A 16,713-nucleotide genomic window follows, 5' to 3' on the forward strand; every position below is an offset into this window, starting at 1 on the left:
CTGCACGGCTCAGACGTATGCAACGCGCCATTGACGCAGCCGAGCCCAGCGGGTCAATGAACCACTGCAGCGGTCAGACGTATGCACTGGTCCATTGACGCGGGGGCAGCGGGCGAGGGGTCAGGCAGGCTGAGCGCTGAGCAATCTGGCGCAGCGCAGCAGACCCAGGTGACTGTAGGCCTGCGGATGGTTGCCGAGGGAGCGTTCGGCGATGGGGTCGTACTCCTCGCTGAGCAGTCCGGTGGGCCCGGCGGCGCTGACGAGTTGTGCGAACAACGCCTCAGCCTCCTCGCGCTGGCCGACCAGCAGATAGGCCTCCACGAGCCAGGCCGCGCAGAGGTGGAATCCGCCCTCTCCGCCGGGCAGGCCGTCGTCGTGGCGGTATCGGTACACCGTGGATCCGCTGCGCAGTTCGGCTTCGGTGGCGGTGACGGTGGCGGCGAAACGAGGATCGGCCGGATCGATCAGCCCGGACAGGCCGATGAACAACGTCGCGGCGTCGAGGTCGGTTCCGTCGTAGGCGGCGGTGAAGGACTGGACCTCGTCGTTCCATCCATTCGCGAGGACTTCCGCACGGATGGTCTCACGCAGAGTCGTCCAGCTCGATTCTGCTCTGCGGCCGAAGGTTTCGGCGAGTCCAATGGCTCGGTCGACGGTGATCCAGCCCATCACCTTCGAGTAGACGTGGTGACGGGGATTGTCGCGAATCTCCCAGATGCCGTGATCAGGCTCGAACCAACGTCGCTCGACGGCCTCGACCATCGCGCGGACGAGTTCCCAATCGTCGTCGGACAGTGCGTTTTCGCCGCCTTTTGCCTTGCGTGCATGGGCGAGGGCGGAGACCAACTCCACGATTGGGCCGAAGACGTCGAGCTGAACCTGTTGGTTGGCAGCGTTTCCCACGCGGACCGGACGCGAACCTGCGTATCCGGGCAGTTCGTCGATGACAGCTTCCGGGGGAAGCCCGAGGCCCCAGATGGTGTACAGCGGGTGCAGCCGCTCGGGGCCGGACACCGATTCGAGTACGCCGTGGATCCAGGAAAGGTAGTTCTCTGCTTCGGCAACCGATCCCACGTCAACCAGTGCGTTCGCGGTGAGTGCTGCATCACGCAGCCAGCAGTATCGGTAGTCCCAGTTGCGCACCCCGCCTATGTCTTCCGGTAGCGACGTGGTGGCAGCTGCCATGATCGATCCGGACTCGGCGTGCACCAGCCCACGAAGAGTCAGCGCCGAACGCTTCATCAGATCGCGCTTGAGTGGTGGGAGGTCGAGGCCGTCGGCCCAGTCTTTCCAGTAGGCCTCGGCGGCGCGTCGACGGTCCAGCTCGGGCGTGGAGTGTTCACCGAGATTGTCTGTGCCCAGCCGCAATTCGAGGATGATCGGCCCGTTCGAGGGATCGACCTCTGCATGCGCGGTCTGCTGCGATCCATCGGAGACGATGTTCCACGTCACGCCGGGGCTACGCAGCACCATCGGGTCCGCAGTTCCGAGAATGCGTAAGCCGTCGGCATCGGGTTCGATCGAGGCCCAGGCCTTTCCGAACTCCGGACGCGGCGCGAAGGTCACCACGGCAGAGGCCTTGCCGGTGATGACGCGGGTGAGGGCCGTCTGGCCCTGGCCGATGTCGTGTGGCAGATAATCGGTGACCTGCAGGCTGGCCCACTTCGTCTGCACCGTCATCGTGCCGTCCACGTACTGCTGGCTGAGCGGCAGTGATGCCCGGGTGGGGCCGACGCTGAAGTGTCCGGCCTGGTCGCCGCCGAGCAGGTGCGCGAACACGGCTGCGGAATCGGGTTCGGGGTGGCACAGCCAGGTGACGTCTGCGTCGGGAGTGAGCAGGGCGATGGCGTTGGGGCTGGCGAGCATCGTCAGCCGCTCGATGCGGGGGGCGTCGGCTCCCGAGAGCCATTGTCGGCGCTCCTCCAGTAGGAATGCCAAGGCCAGCGCGACCTGCTCGGTACTGTCGATGCGGAACTCGGCCAGAGTGTCGCCCGGCCCGATCTTGACTCCGATATCGGGCCCGTGGAGATGCGAGAAGGCCTTCTCGTCGGTCACGTCGTCACCGAAGAAGACTGCGGCGGTGGATGCTTCCTGATGGCGGAGAATATCGAGGGCGACGCCCTTGTCGGTGACGATGACGGCGAGCTCGATGACGGACTTGCCTTCGGTCACCTGAACTCCGTCGCGGGTCGCCGCGCCGGCTCGGACGGCCGCGAGTGCCTTCTCTCCGTCAGCAGCTTCGGCATTGCGTACGTGCAGCGCAACACTGGCGGGCTTGGTCTCGACGCTGACGCCGGAATAGGCGTCGGCGATGGTTTGTAGTTCGCCGGTGATGACGATGAGAAGTTTCTTGGCGTCCTCGTCGATGGCGCTGACGAAACCGGCATCGAACTCGCTGCCGTGGCTACCCACGAGCTGCACCTCCGAGGGCAGCCGGGACAAGATCGCGAGATCACGGAGTGCACGGCCGGAGATCACGGCCGCATTGGTGCCGACGAGTGAGGCGAGCCCGCGCATCGCGCTGACCGACTCGGGGTGCGGAAACGCCTTCTGCGGGTCGGAGACGATCGGTGCCATGGTGCCGTCGTAGTCCGAGGCCACGAGTAGGCGCGGCGTTCGCGCTACCCCCACTAGTGCGCGGCGAAGGTCGAGCGGCAATTCGAGAGCAGTCACCAGTCGAATCTAGGCGATAATCCTCGGGTCGGTGCACCTGGCTTCGGGCGCTCGGTGCATCACTGCTGGTCGGGCACCAGACCGGGCGAAGGCGTCACACCGGAGGCGGCCGACATCGATGCGGCGGACATGGTGACGATGGCCAACATCGCCCTTTGCGCGGCGTCGGCATCGCCGGATTGGATCGACGAGGCCACCACGCCGTGCAGACGAATCGCCTCCGGATCGGCCTGCCGTGACATCAGCGCGTGGCGGGTGCGTCCGGCGAGTACCTCCACCACGATGTCCGACATGGACCGCAACATGGGATTGCCCGACGCGGCGAGCAACGTGCGATGGAAATTGCAATCGTGCTCGAGGTAGGCCTCCGAATCGGCGGACCGTGACGTCGAGGACATGCCGATGACGGCTGCTGTCAATGCGCCGCACTGCTCTGGTGTGGCTCGGTGGGCTGCCAGCTTGGCGGCCAAAGGTTCGATGCCCGAACGTAATTCGCTGAGCAGGAGCAACTGTTCGGCACGTGCGGGACCGGCCAGCTGCCAACGGATGACGACCGGGTCGAGTGAGTTCCAGTTCTCCGAACTCTGCACTGTGATTCCGACGCGTCGACGAACGGTGAGTAGACCGAGCGACTCGAGCACGCGGACGACTTCGCGGACGACGGTCCGCGAGACGTTGAACCGGACAGCGACGTCGTCCGCCGAGATTCGGGTCCCGCTGGGGACAGCGCCGCTCACGATGTCGCGCCCGAGCTCGTCGAGCACCGAATCGTGCAGCTGGCGGAAATCGTTGGTCTCGGTCATGTCCACCGATCGTCCCACGGGTGGCCCGGATTCTCGCGTCTGTCCGATCCGCTTGGCTCGGATGGAGCAGTATCGAGGGATGGCACAGACGACAGGCAGAGCGCACCATCCGGTTCTCGTGGTGATGGGAGTGTCCGGATCCGGCAAGTCCACAGTGGCGGGCATTCTCGCCGGAGCGTTGAAATGGGACCTGCAGGAGGGCGACGATCTTCACCCGGACGCCAACGTGGCAAAGATGGCGGCAGGTGAGCCACTGACCGACGAGGATCGGTGGCCGTGGCTGGACGTCATCGCCCAATGGATCACCGACCACACCACCGAGGGCATCTCGGGCATCGTGACGTGTTCGGCCCTCAAGCGCTCGTATCGGGACGTGTTGAGCGCGGGGTCCAGGGAGGGTTCGGAGGTGATATTCGTGCATCTGGCGGGAAGCAAGGACCGGATCAGTGGACGCCTGAATGCTCGAATGGATCACTTCATGCCGTCGTCGCTGCTCGACACCCAGATCTCGACGCTGGAGCCACTCGGGGAGGACGAGAATGCGATCGTCGTCGACATCGGTCCTCCGCCGACCAAGATCGCCGAGAAGGTCCTCATCGAGTTGGAAAAGCGTGCAGGGATGTCGGAAAGCCACTGACCTGTCGGGCGGTCGGGTGTCGTGGTTCGTACGCCCTGGTGGCAACGGATGCGACATTCGATCGCCGAGGGCATGAACGGGGCATTCGTCCATGTCCGGCGAACCATCGGCCGGCGAGGACCAGATCATCGGCGCGGTGCTGTTTTCAATCAAGCACGCTTGATTTTAAGTACTACGAATGAACGAAGGAACTTGTAAAAGTATGACGAATGCGGGAGAGTGACCTTGTTCACCTTTTAGCGAGGAGGCAGCTCATGGTGCGAGGCGCACCCGCCAGACCGGTACAACTCCCCGTCCCCAACGCAGACGTCTGGGACTGGCAACTCGACGGTCTGTGTCGTGGATTCGACTCGTCCGTGTTCTTCCACCCCGAAGGCGAACGAGGCCGCGCCCGTGCCTCGCGGGAACAATCAGCGAAACAGGTCTGCGGCCGTTGCCCGGTGCTCGAGCAGTGCCGTCAGCACGCGCTCGAAGCGAACGAGCCCTACGGTGTGTGGGGCGGAATGTCCGCTCACGATCGCGCCGACTTCTACCGCAGAGCCGTCCGTACCGCTTGATTCTGCTGCGCCGATTGGGCCGGTAGCGGTACGGTAAACCGTTCTTGCTGAACGAGATTCAGTCTTGCACGCTCGTTGCAGGCAACCATTCCAGTATCGCAGCGACGAACTCCTCCGGTGCGTCGGATTCGACGTATGTGCCCGCACCCTCGACGATCACCGTCTTGTGGTCGGGGAACGTGGCTTCGAGCCGTTCGCGCTCCTGAGGTCGAGAAGCGATGTCGGCACCACCTTCGTCGACGGGCTTGCAGCCGGCGCACTCGATGTCGATACTGCTCAGGCACTCGGTCTTGTCGACATCGACGGCGACGACGCCATCGTCCGAGCCGCCTTTGCTTGTTGACCTCGCGGCCGCGGAGGGAAGTTGTCGGTGGTGTCGTGTTTCATGACGACCCATGAACAAGGTCCTGCGTGCGACGCTCATCAGTGCGGTCGTCATCACCACCGTCATCGGTATCGCGTCCTTCGTGCTGAGTTTTGCCGCGTTGTGGGACCTCGCCACGATGGCAGGCGTCCCGCGCTCGCTCTCGTGGTTGTGGCCGGTGATCGTCGACGGCACCATTCTCCAAGCCACGATCTCCGTCATCGCACTCGCTCAATTCGAGGATCAACGCAGTGGCCGACGCTTCTTCTGGGGTGTGTTGATCACCGCAGCATTGGTGAGTATCAGCGCAAATGCCATGCACGCCTTCATCGCCGACGCCGGCATGCTGCATCCGGCGCTGTCGGCGGCAATTGCGACAGTGGCACCGGTGAGCCTCTTGGCCGCGACGCATGGCCTCGGCATCCTCGTCCGCGTCCCTGCGGAATCGCCGCAGGCCGCCGCTGCCTCGGACGCCGCAGCGATTGATACCGAGGTGCTCGATACCGCCGTGCCAAATATCTCTGTGCCCGATACCGCGGTGCCAGCTACCGCCGTGCCCAATACCTCTGTGCCCGTCGCTGTGGTTTCGACAGCCGACGCGGCGGCTCCCGGACGGCCCAGCCAGGAGACGCCGGTGCCCGCGATGTCGGTGCGATCGGTGCCTCTCCCGGATGACGCACCCACCCAGCGGGTCCGCATCGAAAACCCCGCACCCGAGCCTTCGGTCCGCACCACCGAGCCCCTCGACGAGGTCGATCGCTGGATTCTCGACGAGGAACGGGCGGACGATCTCTACCCCGTCGACGCACCATGACAGACACCAAGTGAGATCCGGTGGCACCATCGAAGGATGAGTTCACACCTGCCGAGATCGGTCGTTCCCGAGAAGCCGAAGCCGGGCCAGGAGTCGGTCTGGGATTATCCCCGTCCGCCCAAGCTCGAGGCCTCGAACCGTTCCCTCGTCGTTCGGCTCGGCGGCGAGGTGGTGGCCCGCACCACCGCCGCGTACCGAGTTCTGGAAACGAGCCACCCGCCGACCTGGTACATCTCACCCGCCGACATCGTCCCGGGTGCGCTGACACCCTCGCAGGCCCATTCGACTCACTGCGAGTGGAAAGGTGCCGCCACGTACTGGGACGTGCACGGCGGAGACGCCATCGCCGAGGCCGCCGGGTGGAGCTACGAGAATCCCACCCCTCGGTTCGCCGAGATTGCCGGATACCTGGCGTTCTCGCCCAGCCGCCTGGACTGCGAAATCGACGGTGAAGCGGTCCGGCCCCAGGAAGGCGGATTCTACGAGGGCTGGATCACCGACGACGTCGTCGGACCGTTCAAGGGAATCCCGGGCTCCTACGGGTGGTGACGCCTCAGCTACCGGGCAACTCGGCCCGAGCGATGATCTGAATCGAACTCGTTGCGCCGGGGTCGCTGCCGGTCACCAGCACATTGCCGGTGCGCGGATCCACCGCGACGGAATTGGCCTGCGTCACTGTCGGGACGTCGCCGAGTATGCGGGGCGCAGCGGGATTCGATACGTCGACCACACGCAACAGATTCGACGCTGTCAATGTCACGAACAGCAGCTGACGGTCGGAGTCCACGGCAAGCCCGTACGGGTTGCCGGGTGCGTCTATCGACGCGATCTGACGGATGCCACCGGCGGCGTCGACGGTCGCGAGAATCACTGCCCCGCCGTCGGTGTCGGCGAATCCGGCTGTCGTCTCGTTCACCGTCACCGCGTGCGTGAGTTTGACACCGATCGGGGCCTGAGCGACCTCCCGCCGCGTCGCACCGTCGTACACCCACACTCCGTTGCCCTGCACATCCGCGACGGCCGCGTACGGCCCGAGGGCGGCCACTCCACCGGGCTGGACGGGGCCCGGCGGCAGTTCCGAGACCACCGAGCCGTCGCGCAGAAATATCACGCCGCCACCCATCTCGTTGGTGGCCACGATCGTGCCGTCGGAGGTCGCAACCGCATCGTGTGGTTGCCGGCCGACACCGGTGGCGGTCGACAGGATCGCGCCATCGTCGAGCGAGACCTCGACCAGCTCGTCACTGCCCTCGAGTGGTGCCAGCACCGGACCGTCGGGCCCGGCGAGGGAGAGGTGGCGCGGCGCACCGCTCGTCGAGACCATCTGTCGAACGACTCCGGTGGCCGCGTCGAACAACACAACACCGTCGGGCCCACGGACCGCGGCTGCAGCGATCCCGGACGAGCCGACCACCACACCCTCGGGAGCACCGGGAAATGCGATGACGGTTCCGATCGGGTCGGACGATTCGGGGGCCTGCGCGGGCTCGGCCGCGGGAGTGGTTGCCGGAGTGGATGGTTCGGGAGGCGATTCGGGCGTCGAGCAACCGGCTGCCATCAGGCAGGCCGCGGCGACTGCAACCAGGCGCGCCCTCATCGTCGGTACTGCTCGAAGTGCACGGCGTCGTCGAGAGGTCGACGAGTACGCCAGCCGAAGCGCTCCAGGTCGGGTACCTCCTGAAACGATTCGACCGGACCCACACACAGCCAGGCGATCGGACGGACCGGAGCAGGGATGTCGAGCATCTGCGTCAGGTAGCCCTCGTCGTAGAACGAGACCCAGCCGACGCCGACGTTCTCGGCTATCGCTGCCAGCCACAGGTTCTCGATGGCCAGAACAGCCGAGAACAGCCCGGTGTCGTCGACGGTGTCGCGGCCCAGCACGTGCCGTCCGCCCCGGCTCGGATCGTAGGTGACCACCACCCCGGTACCGCTGGACTCGATACCCTCGATCCGGATGGGATCGAATGTCTTGCGCCGTTCCGGATCGAGTTTGTCCGCGAAATCCTGCCGACAGTCCGCGACATGTGCGGCGAAAGCACGCAGCGTCTCGGGCCTACGGACCACGACGAAATCCCAGGGCTGGGTGTTGCCGACACTGGGGGCCTGATGGGCTGCGCCGAGGATGCGGCGCAGAGTCTCGTCCTCGACGACGGTACCGTCGAACTCCGCGCGCACATCGCGACGCGATCGAATCGCGGCGTATACCGACAGGGCTGCCTCGGTCATGATATCCGTTCTCCTGTAGCAGTTTTCAGATGTGCATTCACTTCGGCGACGACGGCGGGTATGCGGTGTGCCGTGCTCGGCCTGCCGAGGTGGAAACCCTGGGCCCGGCTGCAATGCAGTTCGCGCAGCGTGGTCATCGTCATCTCGTCCTCCACGCCCTCGGCGGTCACCGACAGTCCCAGCGTACGGGCGAGGTCGATGGTCGATCGGACGATGGCCGCGTGGGCTGGGCTGTGCGCCATCCCGCTGACGAAGGCTCGGTCGATTTTGAGTTCCTGCACCGGCAATCGTTCGATGTAGGCGAGTGAGCTGTACCCCGTTCCGTAGTCGTCGATGGCGACCTGCACCCCCATCGCGTGCAGTGCCGACAACACCTCGGTGGCACCCGCCGGATCTGTCATGGCCGAGGTCTCGGTCACCTCGAGCGTCAACAGTTCTGCACGGCAATCGAATTCATCCAAGATGGTGCGAACCTGATCTATCAGGGTGTCGTCGAACAGGTTGCGTGTGGAAATGTTGACGGCCATCCTCAGCGGTAACCCCTCCTGCTCCCACGATGCATGCTGAGCAAGCGCCTGGGTGAGGACGTAGCGAGTCAGCGGCCTGATGAGGCCGGTGCGCTCGGCGGTGGGCAGAAATGCGCTGGGGCCAAGGACTGTGCCGTTCGGATGGTGCCATCTCAGCAACGCCTCCACGCCTACGACCGTCATCGACGCGAGATCGACTTGAGGCTGGTACAGCAGTTGCAGCTGGTCCGATTCCAGTGCGGTGGTGAGTTCGCCGAGCATGATCAGCTGCTCGCTCTTGTCTCGGTCCATCGACCGGTCGTAGAACGCAACGCGTGATTGCGTTGCCTTCGCCGCTTGGACGGCGAGGTCGGCGCGTTGCACGAGCCGGTCCGGCGTGATCTCGTCGTCCTCGGCGGCGGGAGAGTTCGATGCCACACCGACACTCGCTTCGATCAGCAGCGTCATGTTCCCCAGTTCCACCGGGGTGGCGAATCTGCGCTGAATATCGAGGGCCAGGGCGGCCGGATCCATCGAATCCGTCGGCCCGCACAGTGCGAACTCATCACCTGCCAAGCGCGCCAACATGATCGACTCGTCGACGACGCCGTGCAGGCGCTCGGCGACGGCGACGAGAACGCGGTCGCCGAGGCCGCGTCCGAAGGTGTCGTTGATTTCCTTGAATCGGTCGATATCGACGGCCAGCACGGTGGTGTCGCCCGCACCTTCCCAGATTCTGTGTTCGAGGGCGCGCAGGTTGGCCAGGCCGGTGAGGTGATCGGTGTCGGCGACGGCGCGGAGCTGCACAGTTTGGGTGTGCAGCAACCGCAGCAGATCGGTGATGCGGAGGATCACGAGGATCACCAGGGCTCCTGCGGAAATCAGTACCGCCCAGCCCCATTCCGAGATGGGTTCGGCGCGGATCACCTCGATGTACATCACGATCGGAGCCGTGAGGGTCGCCGCGGTCAGCACGACCACGGTGGGAGTGGTGAACGACGCCATCAGGTGGGCGTCGGGTTCGATGTTCGGCCTGGTGATTCTCCGCATCGAAGGATGGAGTGCGGCGACCCCGGCGAGCACGTACGACAGCGTCCACCCGACGTCGAGTATCGAGCGGTCGGCGGAGGATTCGGACACGATAGCGAAGTTGGTGAGGGTGTCGGTCACCACGAGGAGCAGCACTGCAGCGGTCAGTAGCCGGTAGGACACCGCACGCCACTGATGCGAGCCGACGAAGTGGGCCAACAATCCCAGGAGGAAGATGTCCATGGCGGGGTATGCGACGTCGACGAGCCCCGCGGTTCCCGAGATGCCGCCGTCGGACAGTGCGGGCTGGACCGCGAACGTCCAGGTCAACAAGCCGAATGCGACCATGACGATGGCGCTGTTGGCGACATGGCCGCGTTCGCTGGCTCGCCACTTGTGCCGAACCAGCAGGAACAGGCCGAAGCCGTACACCGGATAGCCGACGAGGTACAGCGCATCGGCGAACGACGGATACGGGACGCTGCCTTCGGTGATGTGGATCCACTCGAAGGCGATGTCGCCGAGCACCCACAGTGCGGTTCCTGCAGCGATGGTCAACCATGCCGTGTGGTTGCGCGGTCGGTGCATCCTGGTGCCGATCACGGTGGCTGCAACGGCGGAGGCTCCGACGAGTACGAACACTGATTGCGCCATGACCACGGTCGGGACGAGGAAGTAGGCGACGCAGCCGAATGCGCCGAGTACTGCGTACCACCGCCACCAGGCCGTCACGATTCTCTCCAGCCGTTCACGCCGATCCGACGGTTTCAACAATGACACACTTGGTGATCTGGGTCACTTCGTCCATCCCGATTGCTCGGGTTGTGTCCACAGGAGTGTCGGTAGCACGTGCGAGCATGATTTCGTGGAGTCGAACAATCGAAATCCGGCGAGCATCATGCACGCCGACCTCGACTCTTTCTATGCCTCGGTGGAGCAGCGCGACGATCCTCGGCTGCGGGGTAAACCGATTATCGTCGGTGGGGGAGTGGTGCTCGCCGCCAGCTACGAGGCCAAGGCGTTCGGGGTGCGCACGGCGATGAGCGGCGGTCAGGCGCGGGCGGTGTGCCCGCAGGCCATCGTGGTCCCGCCGCGTATGGAGGCGTATTCGCAGGCGAGCAAGGATGTGTTCGACGTCTTCCACGACACGACCCCGTTGGTGGAGGGCATTTCGATCGACGAGGCGTTCCTCGACGTCGGCGGCCTCCGGAATATCGCGGGCAGCGCCCTCGAGATCGGGGAACAACTGCGACGCGACGTCGCCGAGCAGGTGGGGTTACCGATCACCGTCGGCATCGCGACCACCAAGTTCTTGGCCAAGGTGGCCAGCGCCTTCGCCAAGCCCGACGGCCTGCTGCTCGTTCCGCCCGGCGGCGAACTGGAGTTTCTGCACCCGTTGAACATCGAAAGGCTCTGGGGCGTGGGTAAAGTGACCGCTCAGAAGCTGCACGTCCTCGATATCAGGACCGTTGGCGATATCGCAGCCTACGGCGAGCGATCGTTGGCTGCGGTGCTCGGCAAGGGTGCGGGCGCACACCTGTCCGCGCTGGCCATGGGCCAGGATCCGCGACGCGTCACGCCGGGGAAGTCGCGTAGTTCCATCGGCGCACAGCGAGCGCTCGGACGCGGCAGGCACGACGCGGCCGAGGTGGAGGCCTCGTTGATCGGGCTCGTCGACCGCGTCACGCACCGGATGCGTGGGGCGCAGCGAACCGGTCGAACCGTGATGTTGCGCTTGCGGTTTGCCGATTTCACCCGGGCCACCCGGTCGCATACTCTCGATCGTGCGACCGCCGACACCCAGGTCATCCTCGAGGCGGCACTGGCGTTGCTCCGCCAAGCAGCACCGCTGATCGCGGACAAGGGCATCACTCTGGTCGGTGTGACGGTGTCGAGCATCGACAAGGGCGGGTCCGAGCAACTGGAGTTGCAGTTCGACAGCAAGGCGGTGCGGACCCCGCCGGAGGCGTCAGCGCTCGATCGTGCCCTCGACGGGGTGCACAAGAAGTTCGGGTCCACCTCGCTGACCCGCGGGGTGCTGCTGGGGCGCGATCCGGGAATCTCCGTTCCGTTGCTGCCGGACTGATCAGCGGCGGGTCGAGGGTGTCACGCGAAATTCGCTTGGCATCATGGTCAGTCTTTCCTGAATCCGTAGTCGGTACGAGGGATCGGCCCGCAGATCGAAGCGCTGCAGAATTGTTCCGAGTACCAGGACCGCCTCGTGGATGGCGAATTGCCTTCCGATGCAAGCTCGTTCGCCGGTTCCGAAGGGCTTGTAGACATGGGCCGGGCGAGCTTTGATGCGCTCGGGTAGAAAGTTGTCCGGGTCGAACTCGCCGGGGTGATCACCCCACACCGGATCGCGATGAAGGGCCGTCACCAGCACGACGGCCCAGTCCCCGGCGTCCATGCGGTAACCGTCGCCGATGACGGTCTGTGCTCGTGCGGCTCGGCCGAACGCGGGAACCGTAGGCCACAGCCGCAGGGACTCGTCGAGGACTCGGCGAACGTACCGGAGTTTGGGTACCTGGCCGAACTCCGGCGAGCCCGTGCCCCAGACCTCGTCGACCTCGGCGCGGGCGCGCTCGAACACCTCGGGATGCGTCGCCAAGTAGTACAACGCGAACGACAGCGCTCCCGAGGTCGTTTCGTGGCCGGCGATCAGGAATGTCAGGATCTGGTATCCGATGTTCGCTTCGCTGAGCGCATTCGGATTGTCGACATCGCGCGCTGCGTCCATCATGATCTGCAGCAGGTCGGTGAAGTCTCCGGTGGATTGCCGACGGGTGCGAACGACATCGGCGAGAACCTCGGCCAAGTACTGCTTGTTGCGGCTGTATCGACGATCCGACCGGGCGAACAGTGGCCGGGCGAACGCGGGCACCGACAGAAGCGATCGCCGCTGGTTGTAGGTCAGGGCCCCGACCATGGCGGACACGAACGGGTGTGTCTCGACGGACGCGAACGAATCGAAGCTGTAGCTGAATCCTGTTCGGCCGATGGTCTCGAGGGTCAGCTTCGTCATGTCCGAGGACACGTCGGTCGGCGAACTGTTGCGCGAGAGGCGTTCCCAGTGCTCGATCAGATCGTCCGCGACCTCGACCATGATCCGGTGGTATCCGCGCATGGCACCGGCCGTGAACGCCGGGCGGAGCAGATCGTGGGCTCGTCGCCAGTTCGGTTCGTGGTTGTACGCGGTGAACAGCCCGTCGGCTCCGATATCGCGCAGACTCTCCACTCCAGGGGGTAGGAACTTCTCGAAGCGCTTCTCGTCGCACAACTCGCCCACCACGTCGGCACCAGAGGCGAAGACGAAGCGCCGGCCGAGGATCTGTCGCTCGAACATCGGGCCGAGCCGAGCCGCCAACGCGGTCGAATCCTGAATCGGAGTGCGCGGGTCGACGCCGACGATGTCACCGAGCACGGGAAGTCGGTGCGGTGGATGCGGGAGCGAGTAGCCCTGTGCTGCGAATCGTGTCGACATCGGCACCCCATCGAGTCGAGGCCGACCCTTGTTGAATCGGCGTCTAATAGAGACCGTACCCACTGTTGAACCCGTGTCAACTAGCATTCGAAGCCCATGACGAATCGCCGCACACGCATGACGCCCGAGCAGCGGCGTGCGCAATTGATCGAGATCGGATCGGCCCTGTTCGCCGAGCGGCCCTACGAGGACGTGTGGATCGAGGAGGTGGCCGACCTCGCGGGAGTCTCGCGAGGGCTGATGTACCACTATTTCCCGTCCAAGCGAGAGTTCTTCGTCGAGATAGTACGAACGGAATCCGAGCGCAACCTGGCCATCACGGCCCCGGACGTGTCGCTGCCGGTCCTGGAGCAGATCGCCGCCGGGCTCGACGCCTACATCGCCTACACCGACGAACACGCGCACGGCATCCGGGCCGTCAATCGAGGCGCGCTGCTCGGCGATGCCCGCATCAACGACATCCTGACGCGCGAGTTCGATATTCAGCAACAGCGCATTCTCTCCGCATTGCCCGTCGAGTTCCACGACGACGAGGTGGTTCGGGCCGCGCTACGTGGGTGGGTGGCTTTCGTGCGCGAGGTCTGTCACGACTGGGTCGAACGTCGAACGCTCGAGCGGGAACAGGTTCGCGAGCTGTGCCTGAAAGCGATTTCGGGTCTTCTCGAGGTGTGAGCTGCGGAGCTATCGTCGACGTATGTGCCGAAACATCACCACCCTGCGAGGGTTGGAACCGCATGCCACGGACGAGGAGATCGAAGCGGCCGCGCGGCAGTACGTCCGCAAGATCAGTGGCGTGCAGAAGACCTCCGACGCCACCCGTGTAGCCTTCGAGCTGGCCGTCGCCGAGGTGACCGCGACGACGCATCGCCTGCTGCACGCTCTGCCGGAGCGGCGTCAGCCACCTCCCACGGTGCCGCCGCTGAGGCGTCCGGAAGTGCAGGCCAGGATCGCGGCCAAGGCCGGGTCCTAGGGGCGGACCTATCGGGTGCTGTCCGGAGGCACCTCGGGGAGGCCTTCGCTCACGCGCAGCTTCTCGGCCATCGAGCTGAGGAGGTTCTGAGACTCCTCGGACAGATCGAATGCCCGGGCGGACAGGCGGCGGAGGCCGTATCCCTGTAGTTGGGTGAGCAATTCGAGGTCGTGATCGATCTTGGACGCGTAGATGTCGTCGAAGAAGTAGTCGGGTTTGACCTTGAAGAATGCGGCCAGGGCGGTCACTGTGTCGGCCGATGGGTTGGCCCGTTGCCCCGAACGTAGTTGCGAGATGTACGGCTTGGAGATCTGGTGGCCGCGCAGGGCGAGGTCATCGGCGACTTCGGCGTTGGTGTGCGGTTTGCGTCCGGGCGGGTGAATCGTGGCGAAGAGGTGGTTCAGACGCGCGGCGAAGTCAGCGGACATCGGGTACGTGTGTGCCTTTCTGATCTGACCGCTGCCCACCCGGGCAGATCGATCCGCCGCGGATCGAACCGGCTCATAGTAGCCGCTGCCGAGTTTCGGCAAAACTAGGGCTGACCTGCGCAAACTCGAGCGAGAACAGTACTGTTCGGTTTCTTGCACCGGCGCGTCCATGCCCCGCAGGTTCGGTTCGAACGGATGGTTTTCCGTGGAACCGTCGGCGTGAGCCCGGCCTCGGTGGCAGACTGGATCGCCAGGCGAAGGGGGTGGACATGACCGATCGTCGACGAAGGACGTTCGATTCACGAGATGGGGACGCGGAGGTGGTCGAGCCGCTGCTACGTGCGGTGCTGTCCTACGCCCCGCGGGACGAGTCGCCCACACCGCATCCGTCCGAGGGGATCGTTCTCGGAGCCGAGAACGGCTCCGGCACCATTCGGCTCGAACTCGTCATCGCGGGCGATCTCGACTCCGGAATTCCAGGTCCGTTCGGGTCCAGGTTCTACGAATGTGGCTCATTCGAAGTGATTGTGCCGCAGCGGGATCCGCGAGACGGAGCGCTGCTGATGATCCATCTGCTCGACGCGAGTGCGCCGCGAAAATTCGAGTTCGCCACCTCGATGCCGCCGTCGTGGAAACTGCGGCTCGAGTCCGACGGTTCGGTGTCGGTACTCGATGAACTCGGCGAGGCCGTGATATTCATCGGCCGCCCATGGGCCTTCGATGCCGATCTGCATCCGGTCCACGTGTACTACACCATCGAAAGCGGCCTGCTGGTGCAGAACGTCCAGGCCGAGGCCGACACCGGATATCCCATCCTGATCGATCCTGATCCCGACGCGATCATCACCGGAGACGGTCGACTCGTCACCGAAGCCTGGACCCCACGGCTGGTGGCGGGCGGTGTGGTCGAGGAGGTGTCGCCGCGGTCGTTGTCGAGCTGAGCGACAACCGCGCATCATGATTTCAGAACGGATCGTGCTGAATGTGCTCCATCGGGGTACCGACCTTGCGGAGGGCATAGAGCGTCGTGCGAACCATCGACGGTGACCCACAGACCTGAATCTGGCGATCCGCCCACGATCCGAACTGGGTCACCACCTTGCCCACCGCGCCGTGCAATCGATGGTGCATTCCCCACGGCAATTCGCGTGGGGGACCGGAATACCACCACGGATCCTCGGACTCCTCGGTCACCGGAACGACCGTGAGCCACGGATTCGACAGCGACAACTGCCACAGTGTGTCCAGATCGTAGAGATCGCACGGGTACGTACCGCTGACGAACAGGTGCACTCGCGGATTGTTGCTGCGCTGCGCCATCTCCATCACCTGGGCGCGCAACGGTGCCAGACCGGTACCGCCTGCGATCATCAACACGTCCTCGCGGATTGCGCGATCGACGTACATCCCGCCCAACGGCGGACTGATGGACCAGCGGTCGCCGACGGCGGTCTCGGTGACCATCGCCGGAGACACCCAGCCACCGGATACGCGTCGAACATGGAACTCGATCTCGCCGTACGGGTTGCTCGGAATGGCCGGGGACAGGTAGCGCCACAGCTTGGGTCGCTGTGGAATCTGCACACTGACGTACTGCCCGGGGAAGTAGGGAATCTCGCCGTCGGTCTTCAGCCGTACCACTGCGAGATCGTCGAGCAGGCGCTGATGTTCGACGACGGTCGCACTCCAGTAAGGCGGCAATTCGTCGTCGTCCGCGGCGACGGCCATGGCATTGCTCACCACGGTGAGGGTGTCGTGCCAGGCCTTCTCGACCTCGTCGGTCCACACCTCGTTGCCCACGAACGTCCGGAACGCGTTGATCAGAGCCGAGCTGCCTGCACGAAAATGGGCGCCCGATATTCCGTGCTTGCGATGATCCCGGCCGAGCTGAGCGAGGAACGGCTCCACCCGGTCGGTGTCGTCGAGGTGTTCGAAGACGTACCCGAGGGCCAACACGAAATGTTCGCGCAGGGCGTCCATCGACGCGGGAAACAGCGCGCGGAAGTCGGGGTATTCGGCGAACAGGTGGGCGTAGAACGACCGCGACAAACGGGCTGGACCGTCCTCGGCCGCGATCACCGATTTGAACCCGGTACGCACCAAGGAGATCGTTCGTGCGTCGAGCAACCTCCACCCCCACTGCTTGACCTTGTCGACGGACACCAAAGTAGACCGATCGAGACCATCTCGCACGGGCTTCGCCCTCGTGCGCCTTTTGC

At 64.8% G+C, this 16,713-nt stretch carries 17 protein-coding genes; 8 read left to right on the forward strand and 9 right to left on the reverse strand.

What is annotated here, in order from left to right; genetic code table 11:
• Positions 1 to 120: 120 nt before the first annotated feature.
• Both otsB and J1M87_RS06815 read right to left on the reverse strand, forming a co-directional pair.
• Positions 121 to 2,673 (reverse strand): trehalose-phosphatase, encoded by a 2,553-nt coding sequence (otsB, locus tag J1M87_RS06810; RefSeq protein WP_206488818.1) that lies wholly within the window; start codon positions 2,671 to 2,673, stop codon positions 121 to 123.
• 59 nt (positions 2,674 to 2,732) lie between these two features.
• Complete coding sequence (locus tag J1M87_RS06815; protein ID WP_206488819.1) at positions 2,733 to 3,476, reverse strand: FadR/GntR family transcriptional regulator; 744 nt, start codon at positions 3,474 to 3,476, stop codon at positions 2,733 to 2,735.
• A gap of 79 nt (positions 3,477 to 3,555) precedes the next feature.
• Here J1M87_RS06815 and J1M87_RS06820 point away from each other — a divergent pair, with 79 nt between their 5' ends.
• Together J1M87_RS06820 and J1M87_RS06825 are read left to right on the forward strand one after the other, a co-directional pair.
• Positions 3,556 to 4,113: a gluconokinase gene (locus tag J1M87_RS06820; RefSeq protein ID WP_206488820.1), complete on the forward strand. Its 558-nt coding sequence runs from the start codon at positions 3,556 to 3,558 to the stop codon at positions 4,111 to 4,113.
• A gap of 254 nt (positions 4,114 to 4,367) precedes the next feature.
• Complete coding sequence (locus J1M87_RS06825) at positions 4,368 to 4,670, forward strand: WhiB family transcriptional regulator (RefSeq protein ID WP_206488821.1); 303 nt, start codon at positions 4,368 to 4,370, stop codon at positions 4,668 to 4,670.
• Between the two features lie 58 nt (positions 4,671 to 4,728).
• Here the strand turns inward: J1M87_RS06825 and J1M87_RS28530 are convergent, their stop codons facing one another.
• The gene (locus tag J1M87_RS28530) at positions 4,729 to 5,067 is read right to left on the reverse strand and encodes a hypothetical protein (protein ID WP_241256527.1); all 339 of its coding nucleotides are present in this window, start codon (positions 5,065 to 5,067) and stop codon (positions 4,729 to 4,731) included.
• Between J1M87_RS28530 and J1M87_RS06835 the strand changes: the two genes are divergently transcribed.
• On the forward strand, positions 5,066 to 5,848 hold the full coding sequence (locus J1M87_RS06835; protein WP_206488822.1) for a DUF2637 domain-containing protein: 783 nt from the start codon (positions 5,066 to 5,068) through the stop codon (positions 5,846 to 5,848). The two genes, J1M87_RS28530 and J1M87_RS06835, sit on opposite strands and share 2 nt — an antisense overlap.
• A gap of 36 nt (positions 5,849 to 5,884) precedes the next feature.
• Entirely contained in the window at positions 5,885 to 6,397 is a 513-nt protein-coding gene (locus J1M87_RS06840) for a DUF427 domain-containing protein (protein ID WP_206488823.1), read from the forward strand.
• A 4-nt stretch (positions 6,398 to 6,401) separates the two neighbouring features.
• Here the strand turns inward: J1M87_RS06840 and J1M87_RS06845 are convergent, their stop codons facing one another.
• Genes J1M87_RS06845 through J1M87_RS29245 form a run of 3 tightly spaced genes read right to left on the reverse strand, consistent with a single transcriptional unit; the run spans position 6,402 to position 10,344 of the window.
• Positions 6,402 to 7,445 carry a hypothetical protein gene (locus J1M87_RS06845; protein WP_206488824.1) on the reverse strand — a complete coding sequence of 348 codons (1,044 nt, stop codon included), beginning with the start codon at positions 7,443 to 7,445 and terminating at the stop codon, positions 6,402 to 6,404.
• A complete protein-coding gene (gene bluB, locus J1M87_RS06850) occupies positions 7,442 to 8,062 on the reverse strand; it encodes a 5,6-dimethylbenzimidazole synthase (protein WP_206489071.1) in 621 nt (206 codons plus the stop codon). Before bluB ends, J1M87_RS06845 begins: the two co-directional genes overlap by 4 nt.
• 11 nt (positions 8,063 to 8,073) lie before the next feature.
• Complete coding sequence (locus J1M87_RS29245) at positions 8,074 to 10,344, reverse strand: bifunctional diguanylate cyclase/phosphodiesterase (protein ID WP_206488825.1); 2,271 nt, start codon at positions 10,342 to 10,344, stop codon at positions 8,074 to 8,076.
• A 133-nt stretch (positions 10,345 to 10,477) separates the two neighbouring features.
• On the opposite strand from J1M87_RS29245, the gene dinB reads away from it, so the two are divergent.
• Positions 10,478 to 11,698, forward strand: coding sequence for a DNA polymerase IV (gene dinB / locus J1M87_RS06860; protein ID WP_206488826.1), 1,221 nt, complete (start codon positions 10,478 to 10,480; stop codon positions 11,696 to 11,698).
• Here dinB and J1M87_RS06865 read toward each other — a convergent pair whose 3' ends face one another.
• Complete coding sequence (locus tag J1M87_RS06865; protein ID WP_241256528.1) at positions 11,699 to 13,096, reverse strand: cytochrome P450; 1,398 nt, start codon at positions 13,094 to 13,096, stop codon at positions 11,699 to 11,701.
• 96 nt (positions 13,097 to 13,192) lie between these two features.
• On the opposite strand from J1M87_RS06865, the gene J1M87_RS06870 reads away from it, so the two are divergent.
• Both J1M87_RS06870 and J1M87_RS06875 read left to right on the forward strand, forming a co-directional pair.
• Positions 13,193 to 13,768: a TetR/AcrR family transcriptional regulator gene (locus tag J1M87_RS06870; protein ID WP_206488828.1), complete on the forward strand. Its 576-nt coding sequence runs from the start codon at positions 13,193 to 13,195 to the stop codon at positions 13,766 to 13,768.
• A gap of 22 nt (positions 13,769 to 13,790) precedes the next feature.
• Positions 13,791 to 14,066, forward strand: a complete 276-nt coding sequence (locus J1M87_RS06875) for a DUF2277 domain-containing protein (RefSeq protein WP_206488829.1) — start codon at positions 13,791 to 13,793, stop codon at positions 14,064 to 14,066.
• Between the two features lie 8 nt (positions 14,067 to 14,074).
• Here the strand turns inward: J1M87_RS06875 and J1M87_RS06880 are convergent, their stop codons facing one another.
• On the reverse strand, positions 14,075 to 14,494 hold the full coding sequence (locus J1M87_RS06880) for a helix-turn-helix domain-containing protein (RefSeq protein WP_206488830.1): 420 nt from the start codon (positions 14,492 to 14,494) through the stop codon (positions 14,075 to 14,077).
• A 269-nt stretch (positions 14,495 to 14,763) separates the two neighbouring features.
• On the opposite strand from J1M87_RS06880, the gene J1M87_RS06885 reads away from it, so the two are divergent.
• Entirely contained in the window at positions 14,764 to 15,435 is a 672-nt protein-coding gene (locus J1M87_RS06885; RefSeq protein WP_206488831.1) for a hypothetical protein, read from the forward strand.
• A gap of 22 nt (positions 15,436 to 15,457) precedes the next feature.
• On the opposite strand, the gene J1M87_RS06890 is transcribed toward J1M87_RS06885, so the two are convergent.
• Entirely contained in the window at positions 15,458 to 16,621 is a 1,164-nt protein-coding gene (locus tag J1M87_RS06890; protein WP_206489072.1) for a globin domain-containing protein, read from the reverse strand.
• Positions 16,622 to 16,713 lie beyond the last annotated feature (92 nt).

Source organism: Rhodococcus sp. KRD162 (genome assembly GCF_017168335.1).
GTDB lineage: Bacteria > Actinomycetota > Actinomycetes > Mycobacteriales > Mycobacteriaceae > Rhodococcoides.